Origin of the sequence: Pseudomonas taiwanensis DSM 21245 (assembly GCF_000425785.1) — a bacterium.
Lineage (GTDB): Bacteria > Pseudomonadota > Gammaproteobacteria > Pseudomonadales > Pseudomonadaceae > Aquipseudomonas > Aquipseudomonas taiwanensis.
The window spans coordinates 24,305-45,240 of sequence record NZ_AUEC01000020.1 but is presented as its reverse complement, the minus strand read 5'-3'; the positions used below and the strand labels follow the sequence as shown (position 1 = coordinate 45,240).

Below are 20,936 nucleotides of genomic sequence, written 5' to 3'. Positions count from 1 at the left end.
CGCGCGGTCTCCTCTAGGCAAGAACGAATCAGCTCGATTGACGTTTAATTCAGGCAATAGTGCCGGATCAGGTCACGCAATAGACGCACGGTAGGCTCGATTCGTGACATTTCAAGGTATTCGCCCGGCTGGTGAGCACAGGCGATGTCACCGGGGCCGAGCACGATGGTCTGGCAACCCAGCTGCTGAAGATAAGGCGCTTCGGTGCCGAACGCCACCGCTTCGGCGCGATGCCCGGTCAGACGTTCGGCTACCTGTACCAGCTCGGCATCGGCGGCCTGCTCGAACGGTGGCACTTCCGGGAACAGCGGCGCGTAGTCGATACGCACCTCATGGCGCTCAGCCAGCGGCACCAACTTCTCGCGGATGGCCGCGCGCAACTGCTCCACGTCCATGCCAGGCAAAGGACGCAGGTCGAACTCCAGCGCGCACTGGCCACAGATGCGGTTAGGGTTGTCGCCACCGTGGATGCAGCCGAAGTTCATGGTCGGTGTCGGTACGGAGAACTGCGGGTTGCGGTAGGTTTCCTGCCATTGCCGGCGCAAGCCCATCAACTCGCCCATGACCGCATGCATGGCCTCCATGGCGCTGCGCCCCAGGCTTGGGTCGGAGGAGTGGCCGCTGCGCCCGAGGATGTCGATTCGGTCCATGAGAATGCCCTTGTGCATGCGAATCGGCCGCAGGCCCGTGGGCTCGCCAATCACCGCCGCACGCCCAAGAGGCTGCCCGGCTTCTGCCAGGGCGCGGGCCCCAGACATGGAGCTTTCTTCGTCGCAGGTGGCCAGGATCAGCAACGGCTGCTTGAAGTCGTGCTCCAGCAACGGCAGCACCGCTTCGATCACCAAGGCGAAAAAGCCCTTCATGTCGCAACTGCCAAGCCCGACCCAGCGACCATCGACCTCGGTCAGCTTGAGCGGATCACTCGCCCACAGCTGCGGGTCATAGGGCACCGTATCGCTGTGACCTGCCAGTACAAGGCCGCCAGGGCCGGTGCCACGACTGGCCAACAGGTTGAACTTGCCGGGGCTGACTGGCTGAATGTCGCACTTGAACCCCAGGTCGGCCAACCAGCCTGCCAGCAGGTCGATGACCTGGCGGTTGGACTGGTCCAGCGCGGGCTGGGTGCAACTGACCGAGGGCGCGGCAACCAAGGCGGCGAACTGGTCTTTGAGCGTCGGCAACGGCATGCGCATACTCCTCGAAAGCGTTGCCCATCATAGCAACGCATTCCTGCTCGCGGGCAACCCGCTGGCCCTGTGGAAGTCCCCTTGCGTCGCCAAAGCAGGGCAAAGCCCTGGCAAACTCAACAGTCCACAGCCGACTCCTGTAGACTCACCGCCAACCACGCCCCTCCCTTCGAGCCTGTGATGCACAAAGAAACCGAACTCAAGCTCCGCGCCAGCCGCGAGACCCTTGCCGCCCTGCGCGAGCACCCCCTGCTGAAGAAGCGCAACAAGTCCGGCTGGCAGACCCGCGAGCTGCTCAACCAGTACTTCGATACCCCCGAGCGCGACCTCTCGGCTGCCCGCGTCGCCCTGCGCCTGCGCCGTGACGGCGATGTGATCATCCAGACCCTCAAGTGCCGTGGCCAAAGCGTTGCCGGCCTGTCCGAGCGCAACGAATTCGAATGGCAGCTGGACAAGGTCAAGCTGGACCTGAAAAAGCTCGACGCCACCTGCTGGCCCGAGCAACTGGCCGACCTGGACAAGAAAACCATCAAGCCGCTGTTCACCACCGACTTCACCCGCGAATACGCTGAAATCGCCTGGGGTCGGGGCAAGAGCAAGGTGGTGATCGAAGCCGCGCTGGACCAGGGCTTCGTGATCGCCGGCAAACGCAAGGAAGAGATCTGCGAGCTGGAACTCGAACTGCGCGAAGGTGCCCCGGAGGCATTGCTCGAACTTGCCGCCGAGCTGGCCGCCAGCCTGCCACTGATGCCCTGCGACATCAGCAAGGCCGAGCGCGGCTACCGCCTGCTGGATCCCGACAGCTACGAGTTGGGCCTGCCCCACACCGAGCTGGACGCCGAAATGGCCGTGGACGATGCCTACGCCGCACTCGCCTGGCAACTGCTGGGCAGCAGCCAGCGCCTGGCTGAGCAATACCGCCACAACGGTCACTGGCGCTTGTTGCAGGAATGGGTCCTGTGCCTCAGCGAACTGCGCGCCCTGACCAGCAGCCTGGGCCAGGCCGCACCACGCCCGACTACTCGCGCCCTGCGCACCCGCCTGGACGCACTGCTGGAAGACTGGCGCCCGCTGGTTCAGGCCGGCAACGATGACGAAGACATCCGCCGCGCCGCGCCCGAGCAGTTCGCCGAAGAGCTGGAAGACATCCGTTGGGGCCAGTTCTCGCTGGAAACGTCTCGCTGGCTGCTAGCCCGTAGTTGGACTCTGGATCGTAAAGGCCGTGGCGAGCGCCAGGGCAAGGCGCAACTGGCCAGCTGGCTGGGCCACCTGCTGGGCGAGGAAGGCCGCGCCCTGAAGCTGCCGCTCTACACTCAGCGCCCAGAAGACCTGGCCGAGCAGTTGCCGCGTCTCGAACAGCTGCTGGCCTGGCTGCACCACGCACGCCAGGTGCTCGAAGCGCCGCAGATGGACCGCCTGTATGGCGACCTGAAGAAACTGCACGAGCTGGCCGAACAACCCCTGTCCGATGAGCTGCTCGAAGCGCGCATCGAGCAGGCCCGCGCGGTGGATCAGAGCCGCGGTTGGAAGTATCTGATCAAGGCTTGAGTCAGCGTAAACCCCGCCGGCTAGCCGCTCCTGCAGGGGCTGCGATGATTTGCGGATCATCGCAGTCACTCAACGCGCCAGCGGCAGGCTGGTCGTGGACTTGATCTCGGACAAGGCCACGATCGAATTGACCTCCTGGATCCCCGGCACATTCGACAGCTTCTCGAAGAAAAACCGTTCGTAGGCTTCGATGTCCGGCGTGACGATGCGCAACAGAAAGTCCACCGACCCCATCAGCACATAACACTCCAGCACTTCCGGAAAGCCGCGAATCGCCTCGGTGAACTCGGTAAAGTTGGAGCGCCCGTGAGCGTTGAGTTTCACCTCGGCGAAAATCTGCGTGTTGAGCCCGACTTTCTTGCGATCGAGCAAGGTCACCTGGCCCCGAATCACCCCCTCCTCCTTCAGGCGCTGAATGCGACGCCAGCACGGCGATTGCGAAAGCCCGACACGCTCGGCGATCTGTGCGCTGGACAGCGAGGCGTCCTCCTGCAGCAGCTCAAGAATGCGTCGATCGTAGGCGTCCAGCTCGCCATGCATTTTTAATTCTCTCATAGAGTGGTTTTTGAATTGATCAATTCGCCTCAACGGCGAAATCCACCCATCATAGCGAAAAAATGCCTTTGGAAACGTGCAAGAATTCTTCCCACTCTTGCGGAGAACAGCATGAACGCACAGCCCCGTACCGACGTCTGGGCGGCCAACAACGCCCACAGCACCGTCAACTATCGCCTGCAGGCCGAGGCCGAACCCGACAGCCTGTGCCGGGTACTCAACCTGTTTGCCCTGCAGTTCCTCACGCCACACAGCGTGCAGGTCAGCCAGCAGGATGACTGGTTGAATATCGAGGTGGGCATCGGTGGACTGAGCTGGCACCGGGCCGAGGTGATAGCGCAAAAACTGCGTAACCTGGTGTGTGTGGGTGAGGTGAGCCTGACCAACCAGCAGTGGCTCGTCAGGTCGTCACGATCACTGTAAGCGCCGTCTCGCCAATGACCGGGCAGTGACAGGCCCTGCAAGATCCAGAAACCCTTCATGTTCGGCAACCTCCCCCCGCCCGGCTAGCCTGAGCAGCACCTCCATCAGGCACGGACGCCTCCATGCATACCCAAGACAATCCGGCACTCGACCTCAGGCGCGTGCTCGAAGCCCTGCTCACCGACCAGCACCTGCACGCCAACGACACCCTGCAGGTGCTTAGGCACGCCGCCACCCAACCCGCCCGCCATCCGTTGGAACAAATCGCCGCCTGTGGCCTGCAAGATCGCCAGCAGCCAGGCCAACGCCTTGATCTGGACCGCCTCTGCCAATGGCTTGCGAACAAGGTCGGCCAGCCCTACATGCAAATCGACCCCATGCAGCTCGACCTGTCCCAGGTCACGGGTCTGGTTTCCCCAGCATTCGCTCAACGCCATGGCATCCTGGTCGTGCACGCCGATGCCCAGCGCGTCACCGTCGCCAGCGCCCAACCTTTTCAGGACAGTTGGCAGGCCGACCTGGCGCGCAGCCTGGGTAAACCCATTCGCCGCGTGCTGGCCAACCCGGTGCAACTCCGCCAGCTAGGCCAGTCGCTCTTTCGCCTGGCCCATTCGGTAAAGGGCGCGCAGCATCAGCAATCGGCCAGCCTGGGCGACCTGGAGCAGTTGCTGGAGCTGGGCAAGCGCCAGGCCGAAGCCTCGGCTGACGATGCCCATATCGTGCACATCGTCGATTGGCTGCTGCAGTACGCCGTCGAACAACGGGCCAGTGACATCCACCTGGAGCCCCGCCGCGACCAGGGCCGACTGCGCTACCGCATCGACGGCCTGCTGCACACGGTCTATGCCTTCCCTGCCGGCGTGACCCTGGCGGTCGTCAGCCGCCTCAAGCACCTAGGGCGCATGGATGTCGCGGAAAAACGCCGGCCTCAGGATGGTCGACTTAAGAGCCGTCTGCCTGGCGGCGAAGAAGTCGAGCTGCGCCTTTCGTCCCTCCCTACCCCGTTTGGCGAAAAACTGGTGCTGCGCCTGTTCGACCCGCAGCAATTGCATGAGCGCTTCGACAGCCTGGGTCTTGAAGGCGAACAGCTTGCCCTGTGGCAAGCACTGTTGCGTCGACGACAGGGCATCATCCTGGTCACCGGACCCACCGGCTCCGGCAAGACCAGCACCCTGTACGCGAGCCTTAAGTCGCTGGCCACGCCCGAGGTCAACCTGTGCACCATCGAAGACCCTGTCGAGCGCCTGGAGCCTGCGTTCAACCAGTTGCAAGTCCAACCAAGCCTTGACCTGAGCTTCGCCAACGGCGCCCGCGCCCTGCTGCGCCAAGACCCGGATATCATCATGATCGGTGAAATTCGCGACCGCGAAACGGCGCTGGTGGCGGTTCAGGCGGCCTTGACCGGGCATCTGGTGCTGTCCACGTTACACACCAACGACGCCTGTAGCGCCATCACTCGGCTGCAAGAGCTGGGCGTCGCCGATTACCTGATCAAGGCAACCCTTATCGGCGTCATGGCCCAGCGTCTGGTGCGCACCTTGTGCGACGAGTGCAATGGACGTCCGACGATGGGAGAAGGCCAGCCATGCCGCCGCTGCCGTGGCACTGGTTTCCAAGGCCGAACCGGTCTTTTCGAGCTGCTGACCCCAAGCGACGAGCTTCGCGCGCGGATAAGCCCGGGCACCGACCTTGCAGCATTGCGTGACCAGGCCAGGGAGGATGGACTAAAGGATCTTCGAAGCTGCGGGGAAGCGAAAGTGGCGCTGGGTCTGACCAGCCTCGAGGAGGTCCTGAGGGTCTGCACCTGAGCAAAAAAAGCCTTGTATTCAAGGAACTTGCGTCAGTGCGGCAGGATCAAAGCGGGCATCTTCAACCCCCACCCTTTGAGGTGTTTCATCATGCGTCTCAAAACCGCCATCGCAGCTGCTGCCTTGCTGTCGCTGCCGATTGGCTCCGCCATGGCCGATGAGTTCTTGCGTAACCTCATGACGACAGGTGCGACCACAGCGTCGAGCTACCTGACGTCCAGAGATCACAAGCTGGTATTGGCGGCACAGGATGATGCCGGCAGCTTCGTCGCCAGTGAAGGCGCCATTCGCGGACCTTTCCTGGAGGCAGCCCTGCACCAGGTACGCGCCGAGAACCCAGGGATTGAAGCCAGCGACATGGAACTGGCCAATGCCATTCTTGCCAAGAATGCAGTAGCCGAGTAAGCGTGGGGGGCTGCAACGCAGCCCCTTCTCTCAGCGGTAGGCCTCCACCGGCACACACGCACAGAACAGATTCCTGTCCCCATAGACATTGTCGACCCGGTTCACCGCTGGCCAATACTTGTGCTGGCGAACGTGGCCACTGGGGGCGACGCCTTGCTCCAGGCTGTACGGCCGATTCCACGGTGCGAGGACATCAGCCAGCGTATGCGGCGCGTGCTTGAGCGGGTTGTCCTCCGCCGGCCAATTACCCTCCTGCACCTCGCCGATCTCGGCGCGAATTGCCAGCATGGCATCGACAAAGCGATCCAGCTCCGCCTTCGACTCGCTTTCGGTCGGCTCCACCATCAACGTGCCAGGCACCGGGAACGACATGGTCGGGGCATGGAAACCGTAGTCCATCAGGCGCTTGGCCACGTCTTCCTCGGTGATGCCGGTCTGCGCCTTGAGCGGGCGCAGGTCGAGAATGCATTCGTGCGCCACCCGCTGGTTGCGGCCGCGATACAGCACGGGGAACGCGCCACTCAGCTGGCTGGCCAAATAGTTCGCCGAGAGGATCGCCACCTCGCTGGCGTCAGCCAGCTGCGGGCCCATCATGGCGATGTACATCCAGCTGATCGGCAAGATGCTCGCGCTGCCCCACGGCGCGGCGCTGACCGCGCTGTTGTTCGGGTCCAGCCCAGGCACCGGCACTACCGGGTGGCTGGCGACGAACGGCTTGAGGTGGGCGCGAATCCCAATTGGCCCCATGCCTGGGCCACCCCCGCCGTGGGGAATGCAAAACGTCTTGTGCAGGTTCATGTGCGAAACGTCTGCGCCGATGTCCGCCGGCCTGGTCAGGCCAACCTGGGCATTGAGGTTGGCGCCATCCATGTACACCTGGCCGCCGTGCTGGTGGATCACGTCGCAAATCTCGCGAATACCCTCCTCGTACACCCCATGGGTGGACGGGTAGGTGATCATCAGGCAGGACAGCCGGTCGCCAGCCGCTCGGGCTTTGGCCTTGAGGTCGTCGAGGTCGACGTTGCCCTCGTCATCGCATTCGACGATCACCACCTCCATCCCCGCCATCTGCGCCGAAGCCGGGTTGGTGCCGTGGGCCGATGAGGGTATCAGGCACAAGGTGCGGTGGGGCTGATGACGGCTGTGATGATATCGGGTGATGGCCATGAGCCCGGCATATTCACCCTGGGCGCCCGAGTTGGGCTGCATGCAGATGGCGTCGAAGCCGGTAATGGCGCACAACCAAGCCTCCAGCTCGTCGATCATCGCCTTGTAGCCCGTCACCTGGGCGGCCGGCGCGAAGGGGTGGATGTTGGCAAAGCCCGGCCAGGTGATGGGAATCATCTCGCTGGTGGCGTTGAGCTTCATGGTGCATGAGCCCAGTGGGATCATCGACTGGTTCAGCGCCAGGTCCTTGTTCTCCAGGTGCTTGAGGTAACGCAACATCTCGGTCTCGCTGTGGTGCAGGTTGAACACCGGGTGAGCGAGCAAGGGCGTGCGCCGTACCAACGCGGCAGGAATACCCTCGGGCAAGGCATGCTTGTCGAGTTCAGCGATGTCCAGGCCATGGTCCACACCGAGGAAGATGTCGAACAGCCGCAGTACCGTCGCTTCGTTGCAGGTCTCGTCCAGGCTCACGCCCAGGTGCCCGCGTCCAAGAATTCGCAGGTTGATCCGGGCATGTTCGGCACTTTCGATGATCGCGGCCTGGGCGCCACCGACATCCAGTGTAAGGGTGTCGAAGAAATGCTGGTTGAGGCGCTTTATACCCTTGGCCTCAAGCCCTGCTGCCAGGATAAACGTCAACCGATGGACCCGCTGGGCGATGCGCTGCAGGCCTTCCGGGCCGTGGTAGACGGCATAGAAACCGGCGATGTTGGCCAGCAGCACCTGGGCCGTGCAGATGTTGGAGTTGGCCTTCTCACGGCGAATGTGCTGCTCGCGGGTCTGCAGCGCCATGCGCAGCGCGGTGTTGCCGCGGGCATCGCGGGAGACACCGATGATGCGCCCCGGCATGGCGCGCTTGTAATCATCGCGGCAGGCGAAATAGGCCGCATGGGGGCCGCCGTAGCCCATGGGCACGCCAAAGCGCTGGGTCGAACCCAGCACTACGTCCGCACCCCACTCGCCGGGCGGTGCCAGCACCACCAGGCTCAACAGGTCGGCCGCTACACAGGCCAATGCCTGCTGGCTGTGGAGCTGGTCGACCAGCGGACGCAAGTCGCGCACCTCGCCGTGGGTATCCGGGTATTGCAGCAGCGCGCCGAATACCGAGTGCTTGGCGAGGTTATCCACGCAGTCCACGATCAGCTCGAAGCCAAACCCTTCGGCGCGGGTTTTCAGCACCGAGAGGGTTTGCGGGTGGCAATGCTCATCAGCGAAGAACGCGTTGCTCTTGCTGCGCGCCACACGCTTGGCCAAGGCCATGGCTTCGGCGGCAGCGGTGGCCTCGTCGAGCAACGACGCATTGGCCAGGGCCAGCCCGGTCAGGTCGATGATCATCTGCTGGAAGTTCAACAGCGCCTCCAGCCGGCCTTGGGCGATTTCCGGCTGATAGGGCGTGTAGGCGGTGTACCAGCCGGGGTTCTCCAACACGTTTCGCAGGATCACCGTCGGCGTGACCGTGCCGTGATAGCCCATGCCGATCAGACTGGTCCATACCTGGTTCTGCTCGGCATAGCCAGCGAGCTTGGCCAGTGCAGCCTGTTCATCCAGGGCCGGCGGAAGGTCGAGCGGACGGTTCAGTCGGATTCCAGGGGGGACAGTCTGCTCGATCAGCTCACTGCGGCTGGCAACGCCCAACGTGGTGAGCATGGCCTGCTGCTCCGAGGCATCAGGCCCCAGGTGGCGACGCAGGAAAGGGTTGAGCTCTTGCAGTTGATGCAGGGATGGCGACTGGGACATGACGACGCTCTCTTCCTAGACCAGGCCTCATGGAGACTTATAAGTCTAGGAAGGATTGCCGATTCTGCGGGAATTCTTGGGGTTGCAGTACCGGGCTCCTGCAGGAGGGTGCCTGCTGCAGGAGCCAGCGACCAGGCGATTACTCGCCGATGGCAGCCTTGTAGCCGGCGGCATCCAGCAGCTTGTCCAGCTCGGACGTGTCGCTTGGCTTGAGCTTGAAGATCCACGACTCGTAAGGTTTTTCGTTGAGCAGCTCGGGGCTGTCGGCCAGTTCTTCGTTGACGGCGATGACTTCGCCACCGACCGGGGCGTAGATGTCGGAAGCGGCCTTGACCGACTCCACAACGCCGGCAGCGTCGCCAGCGGCGAACACCTTGCCGACTTCCGCCAGCTCTACGAACACCACATCACCCAGGGCTGCCTGGGCGTGATCGCTGATGCCCACGGTGACGGTCCCGTCAGTTTCCAGGCGTGCCCATTCATGGCTTTCGGCATAACGCAGGTCGGCGGGGATATTGCTCATGTCTTGTATTCCTCGATTGGCTCAGCGGTCGGTCCGCCGTTGATTGTTCAGATCAGAATCTTGCCGTGGCGCACGAAAGTGGGTTTTACCACACGCACCGGGTACCACTTGCCGCGAATTTCGACTTCGGCGCGGTCGCCAGTGGCCATGGGCACGCGCGCCAAGGCGATGGACTTGCTCAGCGTAGGCGAGAAACTACCACTGGTGATCTCTCCTTCGCCAATGCCAGCGACACGTACCACCTGATGGGCACGCAACACGCCACGTTCTTCGAGCACCAGCCCAACCAGTTTTTCCTTCACGCCACTCTTGATCTCGTCCTGCAGCGCAGTGCGGCCAATGAAGTCGCGCTCGGCAGGTTCCCAGGCAATGCTCCAGCCCAGGTTGGAGGTGAGCGGCGTGTGGTTTTCGTCGATGTCCTGGCCGTACAGGTTCATGCCGGCTTCCAGTCGCAGGGTATCGCGGGCGCCAAGGCCGCTGGGGGCGATGCCGGCACCGACCAGGTCGTTGAAGAATGCAGGGGCCTGATGACCGGGCAAGATGATCTCGAGGCCGTCTTCACCGGTGTAACCGGTTCGGGCGATGAACCAGTCACCTTCGGCCATGCCTTCGAACGGGCGCAATTCGCGGATCAGCGCGGCACGCGAGGCACTGACCAGCGCGGCGACCTTCTCGCGGGCGTGGGGGCCCTGAATGGCAAGGATGGCCAGGTCGGAACGCTCATCCACACCCACCTCGAAACCCGCGCTGCGTGTCGTCAGCCAGGACAGCACGCTGGCTCGGGTCGCGGCATTGGTCACCAGGCGGTAGCCGTCCTCGGTGCGATAGACGATCAGGTCATCGATGACCCCGCCTGCGTGGTTCAGCAGCGGGCTGTACAGGGCTTTGCCGGGGCTGTCCAGGCGAGCGACATCGTTGGCCAGCAGCTGTTGCAGCCAAGGCGTGGCGGCCCTGCCATCGATGTCGATGACGGTCATGTGGGACACGTCGAAAACCCCGCAGTCGCTACGCACCTGGTGGTGCTCTTCGACTTGCGAGCCATAGTGCAGGGGCATATCCCAACCGCCGAAATCGACCGTCTTGGCGCCGAGCGCCAGGTGCAGGTCATACAAAGGCGTGCGCTGTCCCATGGGTTTCTCCTTCCGGGCTTGGCGAAGCGGCAGCGGGCGATGACGTTTGGTCGTCAACTCTTGTTATAGGACCCGCCGCTGCGAATGCCGCGCATTGTAGCCGCAAGGGCGCGGGCTGGCATCCTTACTGACTGTGACCGGGACGTCTGGCCGAACGGCGGATCAAGCCGATGACCGGTAGCAGCCCAACCAGCACAAGGGTCAGCGCGGGTAACGAAGCACGCGCCCACTCCCCTTCGCTGGTCATCTCGAACACCCGCACCGCCAACGTATCCCAGCCGAAAGGACGCATCAGCAAGGTTGCCGGCATTTCCTTGAGCACATCGACAAATACCAGCAAGGCCGCGCTGAGAGCACCTGGAACCAGTAATGGCAGATACACCTTGCAAAACAATCTCGCGCCACCGACACCCAGGCTGCGCGATGCCTCCGGCAGCGAAGGCCGGATACGCTCCAGGCTGCTTTCCAAGGGTCCGTAAGCCACTGCGATGAAACGCACCAGATACGCCAGCAGCAGCGCCGCCAGGCTGCCCAGCAACAGTGGCTTGCCTGCGCCCCCCAGCCACTGGGACAGCGGCACCACCAACTGGTTATCCAGATAGCTGAAGGCCAGCATGATGGACACCGCCAACACCGACCCCGGCAACGCGTAACCCACGTTGGCCAGGCTCACGCCAGCACGGATGACGTGCGTCGGCGCCTGACGTCGGGCAAAGGCCAGCACCAACGCCACGCCAACGGTGATCAGCGCCGCCATGGCGCCCAGATACAGGGTGTGCAGTACCAGGCTGACGTATCGCTCATCCAGGTCATACCGCCCGCGCTGCCAGAACCACGCCAGCAATTGCAGCAGCGGAATGACGAAGGCACAGGCGAATACGAGCAGGCACCAGCCACTGGCCAGCAGCGCCTTGCCGCCGCGTAAATGGTAAAGCGCCCGCCCTCGTGGCCGCTCGTTGCCATGGTGACTGGCACCCCGGGCACGACGCTCGCCATACAGCACCAGCATCACCGCCAGCAGCAGCAGGCTGGCCAACTGCGCCGCGCTGGAGAGGCTGAAGAAACCGTACCAGGTCTTGTAGATGGCCGTGGTGAAGGTGTCGAAGTTGAATACCGCAACTGCGCCGAAGTCGGCCAGTGTCTCCATCAACGCCAAGGCAATACCCGCACCGATGGCGGGTCGGGCCATTGGCAACGCGACCCGCCAGAACGCTTGCAGCGGCGACAGCCCCAGCACCCGCGCCGCTTCCATCAGGCCCTTGCCCTGGGCGAGGAACGCCGTGCGCGCCAGCAGGTAGACGTAGGGGTAGAACACCAGCACCAGCACGACGATCACCCCGCCCGTGGAGCGCACACGGGGCAAGCGCATCGGCCCAAACATTTCGCGCAGGGCAGTCTGCACCGGGCCGGAGAAATCCAGCAGGCCGACGAAGACGAAGGCCAGCACATACGCCGGAATGGCGAATGGCAGCATCAACGCCCAGTCCAGCCAGCGTCGGCCGGGGAATTCACAGAGGCTGGTGAGCCAGGCCAGGCTGACGCCTAACACGGTGACCCCGACGCCGACCCCGAGTACCAGGGTGGCCGTGTTGCCCAGCAAGCGGCTCATCTGGGTATCGAGCAGGTGCGACCATATTTGCGGGTCGATCGACTGCCACGACAGCAACAGCACGCTCAGGGGCAAGAGCACCAGGGCGGCGGTCATCAAGACCGGGAGGTACCAACGGCGTTGGGGCGTGTGCGGCAAGTTGACTGTCTCTGAGGCTGAATTGCGACCGCTTTGGGGTCATTCGCGGGTAAACCCGCTCCCACAGGGTGCGGCGCCGCTCTTGATGACGGCGAAATACCTGGGGGAGCGGGTTCACCCGCGAAAGGGCCTTCGCAGGCCCCCGAAAGGATAAGGCCTGGGGCTTAGTTCCAGCCAGCCCGGTCCATCAAGCGAATCGCTTCGGCCTGGCGCTTGCCGGCGACTTCAACCGGAATGCTGTCGGCCTTGAAGCTACCCCAGGCCGCCACCTCGTCCGATGGCTTGACCTTTGGGTTGGCCGGGAATTCCTGGTTGATATCGGCGAACAGCTTTTGCGCTTGCTCGCCGGTCATCCACTCGACCAGCTTCTTCGCCGCTTCAGGATGCGGCGCATGCTTGGTCAGGCCGATACCCGAGAGATTGACGTGCACGCCTCGGTCGCCCTGGTTTGGCCAGAAGATCTTCACCGGCAGTTGTGGATTCTGATTGTGCAGACGCCCGTAGTAGTAGGTGTTGACCACCCCCACATCGCACTGGCCTGCCGCGATGGCCTGGATCACCGCGTTGTCGTCGGAGAACACGTCCGTGGACAGGTTATTGACCCAGCCTTTGATGATTTGCTCGGTCTTGGCCTCACCGTGTGTCTCGATCATCGTGGCGGTCAGCGACTGGTTATAGACCTTCTTCGCCGTCCGCAGGCACAGGCGGCCTTCCCACTGCTTGTCGGCCAGAGCTTCGTAGGTGCTCAACTCTTCAGGCTTGACCCGCTCGGTGGAGTAGATGATGGTCCGCGCACGCAGGCTCAGGCCGGTCCAGTCATGGGACGACGCGCGATACTGCGGGGGGATGTTCTTGTCGATGATGTCCGACTTGATCGGCTGCAGGATGCCCATCTGCTCGGCTTGCCACAGGTTGCCGGCATCGACGGTAAGCAGCAGGTCGGCCACACCATTCTCGCCCTCGGCCTTGATGCGCTGCATCAGCGGGGCTTCCTTGTCGGTGATGAACTTGATCTGGGTGCCGGTCTTGGCGGTATAGGCGTCGAAAACTGGCTTGATCAGCTCGTCGATGCGCGAGGAGTACACCACCACTTCGTCCGCTGCCTGGGCAGTGCCGCCCAGCAGGGTCAAGGCCAGAACGGCCAGTAGGGGCTTGCGTGGCAACATGAAAAGCACTCCTCGAATGGTATGAGAGGTGCAAATGGTAGTGAATCCCATTTTGCAGCTCATCCTCGGAGCCGTTACCGGATGTTGCAAAGCCCCAGCACCACCAGAAGCCGGCTTGCCGGCAATGAGGCCGCCAAGCGGCACCCACGCATCAGGCCTTGGCCAACTCAGGCAGATCCCCACTCAAGCCCAACGCCTGGCGCACGAACACCGCCTTGGCCTCCGGCATCTGCTCCACCAGCTTCAAGCCGGTGTTACGCAGCCAGCGCAACGGCAGCGGATTGGCCTGGAACAGCCGCTCGAAGGCCTCCATGGCCGCCATCAGCGCCAGGTTGTGCGGCATACGCCGGCGCTCGTATCGGCTCAGCACCTTCACATCCGCCAACCGCTCACCACGCTCACAGGCATTGACCAACACCTCGGCCAGCACGGCGGCGTCGAGGAACCCCAGGTTGACGCCCTGCCCGGCCAACGGATGAATGGTGTGCGCGGCATCGCCAATCAGCACCAGGCCTTCATCCACGTAGCGCTTGGCATGGCGTTGGCGCAGCGGCACGCAAACACGCGGGTCGGCCTCCAGCACATCGCCCAGTCGCCCCTCGAAGGCTTCCTGCAGCGCCCTGCGGAAGGCGTCGTCCTCCAACGCCATGATCTGCTCGGCTTGTTCAGGCGTGGTCGACCATACGATCGAGCACCACTGCTGGTTGCCATCGCGCGATAAAGGCAGAAACGCCAGCGGCCCTTCGTCGGTAAAACGCTGCCAGGCGGTGGCTCGATGCGCCGCGCTGCAGCGCACACTGGTCACGATAGCGTGGTGCAGGTAATCCCATTCACGGGTCTGGCAACCCGCCAGGCGTCTCACCGCCGAATTGGCGCCGTCGGCGGCCACCACCAGAGGAGCTCGCAGGCTGCGACCGTCGGCCAAGGTCAGCAGCCACTCGTCACCGGAGCGGCGCAGCTGCTCCAGGCGTGCATTGGGCAAGAGGCCGATATCGCTGTCGTGCAGGCGCTCCAGCAACCCATCCTGCACCACCCGGTTCTCGACGATGTGGCCAAGTACCTGGGCATGCACGCTGGCCGCCGAGAAATGAATCTGGCCGGTGCCGCTTCCGTCCCAGACCTGCATGTCCGAATAGGGCGACACGCGTCGCCCAGCGATGCCTTCCCAGGCCCCCAGGCGCTCCAGAATTCGCTGGCTCGCTGCGGACAAGGCGCTCACCCTGGGCTCGAACGGCGCCTGGGCATCGAAGGGTTTGACCGACAGCGGGCTGCCGTCGAGCAGGAGAATATCCAGGCCACTGTGGCGCAAGGCCAGGGCCAGGGCGCTACCGACCATACCGGCACCGACAATCAGTACATCTGCGCGCATTTCCATGCTTTACGCCTGCCTCGCTTGCGGCTTGAGCCGCACGTATAGGGTTTTATCGACCCGCGCCACCAGCTCGCCGGCGCCATCGCGTACATCCACCTGCAAACGCGGCAGGTACTTCTTGCCGGAAGCGGTTTGCTGGCGAATGTCGTCCAGCAACGCATCGTCGAGGTGGAACTCGGCGTACACCGGTCCTTTGCCCGGGGCGATGAAGTCGATGCTGGCAGCCTTGTCCCAGACGATGTACTCGCGGCCCAGCTGTTCGATCAGCAGCAACATGTAGAACGGATCGACCATCGAGTACAGACTGCCACCGAACTGGGTACCGACGTAGTTGCGGTTCCAGCGGGTCAGTTTCATGCGGACCTTGGCGCTGCGCATGTCCGGGCTGATGTGCTGCACGCGGATACCGGCGCCGAGGTAGGGAGGGTACAGGTTCAGCAACCAACGCAGCATGCGAGCCCGGCGAGCCAGGCGGCGTGAATCGCTCATGCCTGGCCCCGCGCGTCAGGGCGGGTGCCCAGGCCCATGGCCTGGCGCGCGAACCAACTTTTCGCCGGCGGCAGCAGGTCAAGCCCGAGCAATCCGATGTTTCGCCCTGCCGCCAGCAATGGCTGGCTGCTGCCGAACAGGCGGGTCACCTGGTCGGAAAAGCCGATGGTCAGCGCCTGGTCGAGTCGCTGGCGCTGGTGATAGGCCTGCAGTGTCGCAAGGTCGCCCGGATGTTGCGGGCCAGCCAACAGCGCGTCGGTCAGTGCCTGCACATCGCGCAATGAAAGGTTGAAGCCCTGGCCGGCTATCGGGTGCAGGCTGTGCGCAGCATTGCCCAGTACCACCAGGTGCGGTCGCACCTGTTCCTCGGCCTCCACCAGCGCCAGCGGATAAAGGTGCCGCGCCCCCACCTGACGCAGGGCGCCGAGGCGATAGCCAAAGGCGTCCTGCAGCTCACGCAGGAAATGGCGCTCGTTGATATCCGCCAGGCGCTGGGCGTCCATTCCCTGGCGGGTCCAGACGAGCGCGCAGCGATTGTCCGGCAATGGCAGCAGGGCCATCGGACCTTGTTCGGTGAAACGCTCGAAGGCTTGCCCGCGATGGGCCTCACCCGGTGTGATATTGGCGATCAGTGCACTTTGTTCGTAGGGCCTGCGACGCACATGGATGCCCAATTGCTCACGCAGACCCGAGCGGCCGCCGTCGGCCAGAATCGCCAGGTCGCATTCCAGGCTGGTGTCATCGTCCAGTCGCAATCGGTATCCACCGTCGATGGCCTGCATCGACCGGACCTCCGCCGGACAGCGCCAGCTCACCACCTCGCTGTCCAACCCTTGCCACAGGCACTGGCCAAGCCAGGCGTTCTCCACCACGTAGCCCAGTGCCGGCACACCTTCTTGCGAAGCATCCAGGCGTGTTGCGCCAAAGCGTCCACGGTCGGAGACCTGGATCTGCAGGATGGGTTCGGCACGTCGGCTGATGGTCGGCCACAGGCCCAGGTGATGGTAGATCTGTTGGGTACCAAACGACAGCGCGGATGAACGTGCGTCATAACTGGGCTGGAAGCTATCACCCGGGGCAAACGGCTCGATCAGCAGAATCTTCCAGCCTCGTGCCTTGGCACCTGCCTGCAGGGCCAAGGCCAGGCTTGCACCGACGAGGCCACCGCCGATGATCGCCAGGTTGACCCGGCTCATGCTGCATCCCTGCGCGCGGCCGCCATCAGTGCCTCGATTTCAGCGACTGTCTTGGGCACATCCGACGTCAGAATTTCACAGCCCTGCCTGGTCACCACTACATCGTCCTCGATTCGCACACCAATGCCACGCCACTTCTTCGCCACCGTCTGATTGTCGGCAGCAATGTAGATACCTGGCTCTACCGTAAGCGCCATGCCGGGCTCGAGCACCCGCCACTGGCCACCGACCTTGTACTCGCCCACATCGTGCACATCCATGCCCAGCCAATGTCCGGCTCGGTGCATGTAGAAGGCGCGATAGGCCTCGCTTTCGATCAACGCCTGCACCTGGCCCTTGAGCAGCCCCAGTTCCACCAGGCCCTCGGTGATGACCCGCACGGTCGCCTCGTGGGCGTGATTCCAGTGCTTGCCCGGAGCGATCTCGGCGAACGCGGCCTCCTGGGCCTTGAGCACCAGTTCGTAGATCGCCTTCTGCTCGGGGGAAAAGCGTCCACTGACCGGGAAGGTGCGGGTAATGTCGCTGGCATAGCAGTCGATCTCACAGCCAGCGTCGATCAGCACCAGGTCGCCATCCTTGAGCAGGGCGTCATTTTGCTGGTAATGCAGAATGCAGCCATTGCGCCCGGCCGCGACGATCGAGCCGTAGGCCGGCATTTTGGCGCCACCTTTGCGGAATTCGTAATCCAACTCGGCTTCCAGGCTGTACTCGTGCAGCCCCGCCCGGCAGACCTGCATGGCCCGCACATGGGCGCGCGCGGAGATTTGCGCGGCAGCACGCATGACCTTCACCTCCGCCGCCGATTTATACAGGCGCATGTCATGCAGCAGATGATCCAGCGCAACGAACTCGTTCGGTGGCTGGGCGCCCAGACGGGCCTTGGAACGGATCACGTTGATCCAGTCCATGAGCCGGCGATCGAACTCGGGGTTACTGCCCATGGCGCTGTACACCCGCTCGCGCCCTTCGATCAGGCCCGGGAGGATCTCGTCGATGTCGGTGATCGGAAAGGCGTCATCGGCTGCAAAGTCGCGAATCGCCCCTTCCTGGCCGGCCCGCACACCGTCCCACTGCTCACGCTCGGGGTTGCGCTCACGGCAGAACAACACGTACTCACCGTGCTCGCGCCCAGGAATGAGCGCAATCACGGCTTCAGGCTCGGGGAAGCCGCTGAGGTACTGGAAGTCGCTGTCCTGGCGGTACACATGCTCGACGTCGCGGTTGCGAATGGCGACTGCAGCGGCAGGCAGGATGGCGATGCTGTTGGGAACCATCTGCGCCATCAGCGCCTTGCGCCGACGGGCATACTCGGCCTTGGGTATGTGGCTCATGGACAAGACTTCCCCCCAGGGTGATCGAATCAGTGCAGCGATGGCTTGGGTGCGGGTGCGGCGGGTGCGGCCAGCTCCGTATAGAGCAGCAGCGGCGCGACACGCAGATACTCCATCACTTCCATGTAGTCGCTTTCGCCATCCTCGGACTCTTCCAAGGCTTCCTGGACTTGAGAAATGGCGACCAGGTCCTGCAGAACCTCTTTCGCATCGGTGGACAGGTCCTTGCCGCCAGCGTTCAGACCAAAGCCGGTAATGAAACCTTGGCACCATTGGCCCAGCGCGGTGGCGCGCTCGGTCAGCGGGGCTTCGTCGCCTGGCAGCAGCAGGACGATGGCGATGTCCTCGCCAGTGAGTTCGGCCTTGACCATTTCCTGCAGGCCAACCAAGGCATTGCGCACGGAGTCCGCGGGCTCGCTTTCCAGCGCGCCTGCGGCATCGGCCAGCCAGGCTTCGGGGTCGAAGCCCGCGCCAGCGCAGCTGCGGCCGATCAGCAGACCATGCAGTTCGGCGGGAGATACAGGGTGACCGTTGCTCGAAAGCAGCGAGGCGAAAGCGGTGTAAGGCGATTGAGTATTAGGCATGGGCAGCTAGGCGCCAGGCGGCGCAATGACTAGAATGAAGACCTTGTATCCTAGCACCGGCAGGCGCGCCAAGACCATCGGCACTGGCCGCCATTGCCCAGGGAGAGGCATCATCGCCAGGTGAGTCAACGACGGAGCGAATCGAGTGCAACCCATGCAAGAGAAAGACCTGCAAGCGCTGATGAGCCGGTTCGAGTTGCTGATCGAACGTGTCGAGCAACTTAAACGGCAAAATGCACTCCTAATTGCTCAGGAAAAATCCTGGCGCGAGGAACGCGCCCACCTCATCGAAAAGAACGAAATCGCCAAGCGCAAGATCGAGTCGATGATTTTACGCCTGAAGGCCCTGGAGCAAGACTCATGAGTTCAAGCAATAGCGTTACCGTGCAGATCCTCGACAAGGAGTACTCGATCATCTGCCCTCCGGAAGAACGCAACAACCTGGTCAGCGCCGCACGCTATCTGGACAGCAAGATGCGCGAGATCCGCAGCAGCGGCAAGGTCATCGGTGCCGACCGCATCGCCGTCATGGCGGCCCTGAACATCACCCACGAGCTGCTGCACCGCCAGGACACCCCGGAAACGGCCAGCACAGGCACTACCCGTGAACAGGTACGCGACCTGCTGGAACGGGTCGACCAAGCGCTGTCCGACGACGCGGATACCAAAATCGGCTGAGATTGGTATACTGGCGCCACTCCCTGGGGGATGCGCCAGTCGGTTATGTCCCTGAGCCGATACGCACAACCACGGGGGTTGCACGCTGGGGCCGGTGTGCATGTCCGCCCGACGGAAAGCCTTAACGCCCCCTGCAATCTCCACCTTGAACTTTCGGGTTCAAGGGCTACACCGATAGCGGTCTTATCGGGGAGCCTGAATTCGCTTGCCCGCCTCCTCTGGCGGGCAATTCGTTTTGGCCGGCCCAGTCGGCCAGCACACCTGGGAACGCCCGTGCCATGACCGACACCGCGCCGCTCACCCGCCCCCAGCTTCGTCGCCTGCTTCGCGATGCCCGCCGCGCCCTGACGCCGGCACAGCAACATCGAGCCGCACGTGGCCTGTATCGCCAACTGGCGCAGCACCCGCTGTTCCGCCGTGCCCGGCACATTGCCCTATACCTGCCCAACGATGGCGAAATCGACCCGCAGTTGCTACTGCGCGAAGCCCAGCGTCGTGGCAAGCGCACCTACCTGCCAGTGCTGCACGCCTGGCCGCGCACGCGCATGGTGTTCCAACGCTTCGAGCACGGCGAAAAACTCAAACGCAATCGGTTTCGCATTCCAGAACCGGTCACCGACCGCAAGCGTCAGCGTCCGATCTGGTCGCTGGATCTGATCCTGCTGCCACTGGTGGGGTTCGATGAGGTCGGCGGACGCCTGGGCATGGGCGGCGGTTTCTATGATCGCAGCCTCGCCTACCAGGCTCGTCGTCAAACCTGGAAAAAGCCACTGCTGCTGGGGCTGGCCCATGAGTGCCAGAAAGTGGAGCGACTGGCTCAGGCCAGCTGGGATGTACCGCTACAAGGCACGGTCTCGGACCGCGGCTGGTACATGGCGCCGAACTGATCGGCGCCAGCGGGGGAATCAGCGCTGCTGCTGGCCGGCGTCGACTGGCGCCTGGTAAGCGGCATCGAGCTTGCGCTCCCAGATACCCTGCGCATAACCGGTGGTGACCACGCCAAGTCCAAAGATGAATACCAGGATCCAAAGCAGATCTGGTTTACGTTGGTTCATCGAAAATTGCCCCCCTAGGCAATGGTCAGGCTCGGCGACCTTCTTGGTGTCGCCGGAGCGTCTAGCGTTAAAATCGGCGCATTTTCCGACAACCTGAGTCGACACGCAAACGTTGACGCCAACCGACTGTCGGTTTCATGCAACAGGTTATTTCAAACTTTTTCAGGAGCAGCATCCATGGCCTATTGGCTGATGAAATCCGAGCCCGACGAGCTCTCGATCGAAGGCCTAGGCCGGCTGGGGGAAGCGCGCTGGGATGGTGTGCGCAACTACCAGGCACGTAATTTCATGCGCGCCATGAGTGTCGGAGACGAGTTCTTTTTCTACCATTCCAGCTGCCCGCAGCCGGGAATCGCCGGCATTGCCAGAGTCGTCAACGCAGCTTACCCGGACCCGACTGCGCTGGATCCGCTAAGCCACTATTTCGACGCAAAGGCCACTACCGATAAGAACCCCTGGAGCGCAGTGGACGTGGCGCACGTAAAAACGTTCAGCCAGGTGCTGGGGCTGGGCTTGCTCAAGCAGCAGAGTGCATTGGAGGCGTTGCCGTTGGTGCAGAAGGGCACGCGGCTGTCGGTGATGCCCGTGACCGATGAGCAGTGGGCGGCGATTATTGCCTTGGCCCGGTGAATTCGAGTGGTCCGTCTGGCGTTGTTCAGCGCCGTCACCATCGAGCGCCGCCCGCGCGGCGCATCGCGAGCAAGGCTCGCTCCTACGTCTATTCCGGGCCAATTATTCCTGTGGGAAATGCGCGCGAGTGCACACAAGGCGGTCGCGTGCGTTGGCACAGACATGACTGGCCAGAAACAAACGTAGGAGCGAGCCTTGCTCGCGA

General features: G+C 63.2%; 21 protein-coding genes and 1 other RNA gene. 9 read left to right on the top strand and 13 right to left on the bottom strand.

Going from position 1 to position 20,936, the window contains the following annotated elements; all coding sequences use genetic code 11:
* Positions 1 to 44: 44 nt before the first annotated feature.
* The gene (argE, locus tag H620_RS0109145) at positions 45 to 1,187 is read right to left on the bottom strand and encodes an acetylornithine deacetylase (protein ID WP_023382952.1); all 1,143 of its coding nucleotides are present in this window, start codon (positions 1,185 to 1,187) and stop codon (positions 45 to 47) included.
* 180 nt (positions 1,188 to 1,367) lie between these two features.
* Between argE and H620_RS0109140 the strand changes: the two genes are divergently transcribed.
* On the top strand, positions 1,368 to 2,735 hold the full coding sequence (locus H620_RS0109140) for a CYTH domain-containing protein (RefSeq protein WP_023382953.1): 1,368 nt from the start codon (positions 1,368 to 1,370) through the stop codon (positions 2,733 to 2,735).
* 69 nt (positions 2,736 to 2,804) lie between these two features.
* Here the strand turns inward: H620_RS0109140 and H620_RS0109135 are convergent, their stop codons facing one another.
* Complete coding sequence (locus tag H620_RS0109135; protein WP_023382954.1) at positions 2,805 to 3,275, bottom strand: Lrp/AsnC family transcriptional regulator; 471 nt, start codon at positions 3,273 to 3,275, stop codon at positions 2,805 to 2,807.
* 126 nt (positions 3,276 to 3,401) lie between these two features.
* Here H620_RS0109135 and H620_RS0109130 point away from each other — a divergent pair, with 126 nt between their 5' ends.
* The 3 genes from H620_RS0109130 to H620_RS0109120 all read left to right on the top strand — a co-directional run bounded on the left by H620_RS0109130 (position 3,402) and on the right by H620_RS0109120 (position 5,926).
* Complete coding sequence (locus H620_RS0109130) at positions 3,402 to 3,713, top strand: hypothetical protein (RefSeq protein ID WP_023382955.1); 312 nt, start codon at positions 3,402 to 3,404, stop codon at positions 3,711 to 3,713.
* Positions 3,714 to 3,835: 122 nt separating this feature from the next.
* Positions 3,836 to 5,521, top strand: coding sequence for a GspE/PulE family protein (locus H620_RS0109125; RefSeq protein ID WP_027907213.1), 1,686 nt, complete (start codon positions 3,836 to 3,838; stop codon positions 5,519 to 5,521).
* A gap of 90 nt (positions 5,522 to 5,611) precedes the next feature.
* Positions 5,612 to 5,926 carry a DUF2388 domain-containing protein gene (locus H620_RS0109120; protein WP_027907212.1) on the top strand — a complete coding sequence of 105 codons (315 nt, stop codon included), beginning with the start codon at positions 5,612 to 5,614 and terminating at the stop codon, positions 5,924 to 5,926.
* A gap of 30 nt (positions 5,927 to 5,956) precedes the next feature.
* On the opposite strand, the gene gcvP is transcribed toward H620_RS0109120, so the two are convergent.
* The 10 genes from gcvP to H620_RS0109070 form a co-directional block, all read right to left on the bottom strand.
* Entirely contained in the window at positions 5,957 to 8,830 is a 2,874-nt protein-coding gene (gene gcvP, locus H620_RS0109115; protein ID WP_023382958.1) for an aminomethyl-transferring glycine dehydrogenase, read from the bottom strand.
* Between the two features lie 139 nt (positions 8,831 to 8,969).
* Positions 8,970 to 9,353, bottom strand: a complete 384-nt coding sequence (gene gcvH, locus H620_RS0109110; RefSeq protein WP_027907211.1) for a glycine cleavage system protein GcvH — start codon at positions 9,351 to 9,353, stop codon at positions 8,970 to 8,972.
* Positions 9,354 to 9,400: 47 nt separating this feature from the next.
* Complete coding sequence (gene gcvT, locus H620_RS0109105) at positions 9,401 to 10,483, bottom strand: glycine cleavage system aminomethyltransferase GcvT (protein ID WP_023382960.1); 1,083 nt, start codon at positions 10,481 to 10,483, stop codon at positions 9,401 to 9,403.
* A 124-nt stretch (positions 10,484 to 10,607) separates the two neighbouring features.
* On the bottom strand, positions 10,608 to 12,188 hold the full coding sequence (locus tag H620_RS0109100) for an ABC transporter permease (protein ID WP_023382961.1): 1,581 nt from the start codon (positions 12,186 to 12,188) through the stop codon (positions 10,608 to 10,610).
* A 206-nt stretch (positions 12,189 to 12,394) separates the two neighbouring features.
* Positions 12,395 to 13,396, bottom strand: a complete 1,002-nt coding sequence (locus tag H620_RS0109095; protein WP_027907209.1) for an extracellular solute-binding protein — start codon at positions 13,394 to 13,396, stop codon at positions 12,395 to 12,397.
* Between the two features lie 151 nt (positions 13,397 to 13,547).
* Positions 13,548 to 14,765, bottom strand: a complete 1,218-nt coding sequence (locus tag H620_RS0109090; protein ID WP_167332797.1) for a 2-octaprenyl-3-methyl-6-methoxy-1,4-benzoquinol hydroxylase — start codon at positions 14,763 to 14,765, stop codon at positions 13,548 to 13,550.
* Between the two features lie 9 nt (positions 14,766 to 14,774).
* Complete coding sequence (locus H620_RS0109085) at positions 14,775 to 15,257, bottom strand: DUF4442 domain-containing protein (RefSeq protein ID WP_023382964.1); 483 nt, start codon at positions 15,255 to 15,257, stop codon at positions 14,775 to 14,777.
* Positions 15,254 to 16,453: a 2-octaprenyl-6-methoxyphenyl hydroxylase gene (gene ubiH, locus H620_RS0109080; protein WP_023382965.1), complete on the bottom strand. Its 1,200-nt coding sequence runs from the start codon at positions 16,451 to 16,453 to the stop codon at positions 15,254 to 15,256. The genes H620_RS0109085 and ubiH overlap by 4 nt, the downstream gene beginning before the upstream one ends.
* Entirely contained in the window at positions 16,450 to 17,784 is a 1,335-nt protein-coding gene (pepP, locus tag H620_RS0109075) for a Xaa-Pro aminopeptidase (protein ID WP_023382966.1), read from the bottom strand. Before pepP ends, ubiH begins: the two co-directional genes overlap by 4 nt.
* 29 nt (positions 17,785 to 17,813) lie before the next feature.
* Entirely contained in the window at positions 17,814 to 18,368 is a 555-nt protein-coding gene (locus H620_RS0109070) for a YecA/YgfB family protein (RefSeq protein WP_023382967.1), read from the bottom strand.
* A gap of 154 nt (positions 18,369 to 18,522) precedes the next feature.
* On the opposite strand from H620_RS0109070, the gene H620_RS0109065 reads away from it, so the two are divergent.
* The 4 genes from H620_RS0109065 to H620_RS0109055 all read left to right on the top strand — a co-directional run bounded on the left by H620_RS0109065 (position 18,523) and on the right by H620_RS0109055 (position 19,933).
* Positions 18,523 to 18,732, top strand: coding sequence for a TIGR02449 family protein (locus tag H620_RS0109065; RefSeq protein ID WP_023382968.1), 210 nt, complete (start codon positions 18,523 to 18,525; stop codon positions 18,730 to 18,732).
* Complete coding sequence (locus H620_RS0109060; RefSeq protein ID WP_023382969.1) at positions 18,729 to 19,046, top strand: cell division protein ZapA; 318 nt, start codon at positions 18,729 to 18,731, stop codon at positions 19,044 to 19,046. Before H620_RS0109065 ends, H620_RS0109060 begins: the two co-directional genes overlap by 4 nt.
* Positions 19,047 to 19,063: 17 nt before the next feature.
* Positions 19,064 to 19,243: non-coding RNA, 6S RNA (gene ssrS, locus H620_RS26345), on the top strand.
* Between the two features lie 81 nt (positions 19,244 to 19,324).
* Positions 19,325 to 19,933: a 5-formyltetrahydrofolate cyclo-ligase gene (locus H620_RS0109055; RefSeq protein ID WP_023382970.1), complete on the top strand. Its 609-nt coding sequence runs from the start codon at positions 19,325 to 19,327 to the stop codon at positions 19,931 to 19,933.
* An 18-nt stretch (positions 19,934 to 19,951) separates the two neighbouring features.
* Here H620_RS0109055 and H620_RS27175 read toward each other — a convergent pair whose 3' ends face one another.
* A complete protein-coding gene (locus tag H620_RS27175; RefSeq protein ID WP_023382971.1) occupies positions 19,952 to 20,101 on the bottom strand; it encodes a hypothetical protein in 150 nt (49 codons plus the stop codon).
* 177 nt (positions 20,102 to 20,278) lie between these two features.
* Between H620_RS27175 and H620_RS0109045 the strand changes: the two genes are divergently transcribed.
* The gene (locus H620_RS0109045; RefSeq protein WP_023382972.1) at positions 20,279 to 20,731 is read left to right on the top strand and encodes an EVE domain-containing protein; all 453 of its coding nucleotides are present in this window, start codon (positions 20,279 to 20,281) and stop codon (positions 20,729 to 20,731) included.
* Positions 20,732 to 20,936: the final 205 nt, after the last annotated feature.